The following is a 3,120-nucleotide window of genomic DNA, read 5'->3' as shown; positions in this document are numbered from 1 at the left end:
GAGCCACTCGTGCCGTTGTTGCTGAAAACATGGTTACCCGCCATGAAGTCGGCATTGCTCATGCTGAGCGTGGAGGCGACCAGGCCGCCGACGTTGACCTGGCTGCCGGCGCCAAACAGCACGCCGTTCGGGTTCAGGATGAACACCTGGCCGTTGGCCGTGAGGCTGCCCAGGAATTCGCTCGGGCTGCTGCCGGTGATGCGGTTCAGCGCTATCGCCTGTGCATTGGGCTGGTTGAATCGCAGCGCTTCGTTGGCTGCCGTGGAAAGCGATGTCCAGTCAATCGCCAGACGCTGGCTGGTCTGGTTGATCGTAGTGGTGGCGCCGCTGGTGCTGACGTTGCCACTGCCCACCACCACGGTGGAATTCAGCGCATCGGCTGCATGCACCTGCAAGTTAAAGACGGACATCGCCAGCAGCATGACCACGGCAGCGCGGCACCGTGCATGCAAGACAAAAACGCAGTCCTCACGGTGGCTGGCGGAAGCGACTTCAACACCGCTGCGCGCGGAGCCGCCCCTGCTTCGGCCCTTGGCGGTTTCAGCCACAGCCACCCACAGGCCAAGCGCTGCGTTCCAGACCAGGCGATAGATGCGATTGATGCTGGCGTGACTTTTCATATGAGCCTTTTCGGAAGGTCAGGAAACCCGGCTACTGCCTGGACGACCGGGGGTAACAAGGGCCCCGTGAGGGTAACCATTAGTATCCATGAATTGACCACCGGAAGGCATGGGGAAACGCCTGCCTGTGGCGTTTCAACACCGGCGTATCCGTGCGGCAACACGGACCCGCCGGTGAAGTTACTTGCTATGTTTTTAATAGCTGCTTGCGCCCGCTACCATTACCATTCAGGCACTTTTAATGCTGAAAAAAGAGCCAAAATTGCCTGAAAAAGCAGTTTTCCGCCATTTTCCGGCCGCCGTTGGGTTCGTAGATGCCAAAAAAGGCATTTTTTGGCCGATGTTTAAGCATGAAATGAGGCTTACAGGTATTACAGACGGGCGCAAGCAGCTATTAAAAACATAGCATCCAGAGCTCTACGCAGAGCTCTCGACGGCCCGGCCAAGCCGGTTTCGCGGCCCTGCTGGTCTGAAGCCAAGGAAGCCGCTGCATGCGCTTGAGAATTACTCGTCCTCGCCTGTGTTGCCGGCTTCGGCGGCGGCCGTCCTCAGGGCATCGACCTGGGTATCGGGGCTGAGGCCGATGCGGGGGTTCGCGGAGCGGTTCACGCCGGCCAGGTAGATCATCGCGCTGCGGTAGGCCTCGTCGATCAGGAAGTTGCCGACCGAACCGGCTGACCTGATCGTCAGCGTGCCGCCCGTGATGTCGTAGCCTTCCTGGCCCGACCAGGCGAAGTAGCTGCCGGGGCTGGTGCCGCTGGCGGCCGTGACGCCCGGCGCACCGGCACCCGACTGCTGCGCGCCGTTGTAAGCCACGCTGGTGTCGGGCAGCGCGAGCAGTTGCAGAAAGCTGCGCAACAGCGGGCCGGTCTGGCCCTCGTAAATTCGCCACACGGCTGTTGAGCCGCCTTGGGTGGCGACGTCCCAGCCGGTGAAGGTAGCCGCCTGCATCATCTGTGCGGTGGTCTTGCCGGCACCGCCCGCGCTGGTGGCCTGGCCAGAAGTGCCAACGTCCCAATAGCTGTTGTTTGTCGCTGCCGTTCCAACCTGTTCGGCCACCAGCCCGCCTGCCATGCCGGTAGCAGTGACGCGGCCGGTGCTGTAGGCGCGCGTGATGATGCCGTCCAGCGAGCTGCCGACCAGTCCGCCCACCTTGTCGGCGCCGCTCACGGCGCCGCTGGCGTACGCGTCGGTGATGCCGCCCTGGCTGAGTTCGCCCACCAGGCCGCCAACCTCGTCAATGCCCTGCACCGTTGCCGTGCTGTAGACATTGCTGAAGGTGGTGCAGCAGCCTTGCCCCGCGATGGCGCCTACAAAATCGGCGCCGGTGATGCTGCCGCCCACCAGCCCGAGGTTCTGGATGCTGGTGCTCTGCGTGAGGCCGAACAGGCCCACGAAGTTGTCGCCCGGGCGGTTGATGAAGAGATTGCGGATCCTGTGGTTGAGGCCGTCGAAGCGCCCTTCGAAAATACCCGGCGCGCCGACGCCGCCAAGGGTATCGAAACCCGCCCCCGCATTCCAGTTCACCGTGTCGCTCGCATCGATGTCGGCGCCCAGCACGTAGTTGCCGGTGGGATTGCCGTTGATGCCCTGCAGGTCGGTGCCGGTGGTGCTGCCTGCCACGCCCAGGCTGGTGATAACTTTGTACGGGTCCGTGACGCCGTCGCTGCCCAGCCGGGTGCTGAAGTTGTCGCCGGCCCGCAGGTTGACCGGCGCGCGCACGTTGTAGGTCGCCGTGTTCCCCGCATTGATGGCGCCCAGACCGTATTCCAGCGCCAGCTTGCCGTTGGCGTGCTGCGAGGTGATGGACGCGTTGATGTTGATGTTGCGCCAGGCGCTCAAGGTCAGCGTGGTGCCCGCGTTCCAGGTGAAGGCCGCGTTGACGTGAATGTCGCCGTTATCCGTACCGCCGGCATTGTTGGTCGCCAGCGCGACGTTGCCCAGGTTGAGGCTGGCGGCCAGCGTGCCCGCGCCTATGCCGCTGCCGGTTAGCGCGCCGCTGCCCGCGGCGATGGTGAAGTCGGTCGGGTCTATCAGCCAGGTGCCATGGTTGCCATTGGCCGCCAGTGTGGTGATGACGGCACCGTCAGCCACCTTGACGTGTGCCGCGCTGGTTTCGACAAAGCCACCGTCGCCACCGTTCGGTGCGCTGGCGTCCAGCGTGCCGGCCACGTTGACGGTGCCGTTGTCCATGTCGCTCATCAGCAGGATGCGCCCAGCCTTGTTCTGCAGGGTTTTGGCTTCGATGATGCCGGTGTTGTTCACCGTCGCCGTCGTCAGGCTGTCCATCGCCTTGGCGGACAGCAAGACCTGCCCGCCCTGGGCCTGGATCAGCAGCTTGTTCTCGGCCAGCGCATTGATGGCGCCCTGGTCAATGCTGTAGCCCAGCAAGTTGCCGTTGTCCAGGTTCAGGGTGATTTTGTTGCCCGCTGCCAGCAAGGCCGTACCCAGCATGGCCCGGATGACACCTTCGTTGCGTACTTCCGGCGCCAGCAAGGCC

General features: G+C 63.6%; 2 protein-coding genes and 1 pseudogene. 1 reads left to right on the top strand and 2 read right to left on the bottom strand.

Going from position 1 to position 3,120, the window contains the following annotated elements; genetic code table 11:
- Window positions 1-620: two-partner secretion domain-containing protein (locus tag AC1D11_RS22175; protein WP_477651497.1), on the bottom strand; the 620-nt coding region annotated here is incomplete at its 3' end.
- 241 nt (window positions 621-861) lie between these two features.
- On the opposite strand from AC1D11_RS22175, the gene AC1D11_RS22170 reads away from it, so the two are divergent.
- Window positions 862-1,026 (top strand): hypothetical protein, encoded by a 165-nt coding sequence (locus AC1D11_RS22170; protein WP_477650507.1) that lies wholly within the window; start codon window positions 862-864, stop codon window positions 1,024-1,026.
- A gap of 98 nt (window positions 1,027-1,124) precedes the next feature.
- Here AC1D11_RS22170 and AC1D11_RS22165 read toward each other — a convergent pair.
- A pseudogene (locus tag AC1D11_RS22165) lies at window positions 1,125-3,120 on the bottom strand (hypothetical protein); the annotation flags it as partial.

The sequence above is a fragment of the Polaromonas sp. P1_E11 genome, assembly GCF_056405995.1.
This window is presented reverse-complemented; position numbering and strand designations above follow the sequence as displayed.